The organism is Enterobacter sp. HMSC16D10 (genome assembly GCF_001807145.1).
GTDB classification, from domain to species: Bacteria; Pseudomonadota; Gammaproteobacteria; order Enterobacterales; family Enterobacteriaceae; genus Enterobacter; species Enterobacter roggenkampii.
On the sequence record NZ_KV787858.1, the window covers coordinates 1 to 869 of the forward strand.

Annotated in this window: 2 protein-coding genes; both read right to left on the reverse strand. The window is 62.9% G+C overall.

Going from position 1 to position 869, the window contains the following annotated elements; all coding sequences use genetic code 11:
- A partial coding sequence (locus HMPREF3143_RS07440; protein ID WP_139145858.1) for a cation transporter occupies nt 1–448 on the reverse strand: 448 nt, incomplete at its 3' end.
- Nucleotides 449–486: 38 nt separating this feature from the next.
- Nucleotides 487–869, reverse strand: a 383-nt coding sequence (gene merC / locus HMPREF3143_RS07445) for an organomercurial transporter MerC (RefSeq protein ID WP_070532455.1), incomplete at its 5' end; no start/stop codon positions are given.

Sequence of the window (869 nt, forward strand, 5' to 3'; positions counted from 1 at the left end):
CGCGGATCATGATCTTGGACGGCACACAACCGACGTTGACGCAGGTGCCGCCGATGGTGCCGCGCTCAATCAGCGTGACCTGCGCGCCTTGCTCGACGGCCTTCAGTGCTGCCGCCATCGCGGCTCCACCGCTACCAATGACGACGACCTGCAACGGGCGTTCGTTGCCACTGGGCTTATCAGCGGCCCCTATCCAGCCGCGCATCTTGTCGAGCAGGCCGGCGCGGTTGTCCGTCGGTGGCGCATCGGCAAGCGTTGCCTCGTAGCCCAGTCCGGCCACGGCGGTAGTCAGCGCATCCGATGACGTGCCCGCCTCAATGGCGAGTTGCGCTGTGCCCTTCGGATAGGACACCAGCGCCGATTGCACGCCGGGCACTTTCTCCAAGGCTTCCTTGACGTGAGCCGCGCACGAGTCGCAGGTCATCCCGGTGATTTTCAGGGTGGTCATGTATTTTTCCTTTTCTGTGGTGGCTACGGCTGTTGCCGTCAGCCACGTTGTTCTGGCAATTCACAGCTGTCCGGCCCGCAGCGGCGATGTGCTGGCGAGATGAAATCCCAGACCGACACCCCAACCATCAAGGCCAGGCCGACATAGAGCAGTCCACCGCTCTGCCAGCCGTAAGCCCGCATTAAAAACACCGCTGCCAGCACCAAGATCGGGCCTATCGTGCCGAGCGCCGTGCGTCGCCACTGTCGATGATTGAGCCAAGCGATAGCATTGGCGAGTAACGCGATGCCGGCGAACATCGGCAGCAGGATGCCAATGAATAGCCCCTCGTACTGGCTCAAGAAGCCCAGTCCGATGGCCGCGCCAAAGCTGGCGATGGCAGGAAAACAGGCGGCGCAGCCCATCGCGGAAACGACGCTGC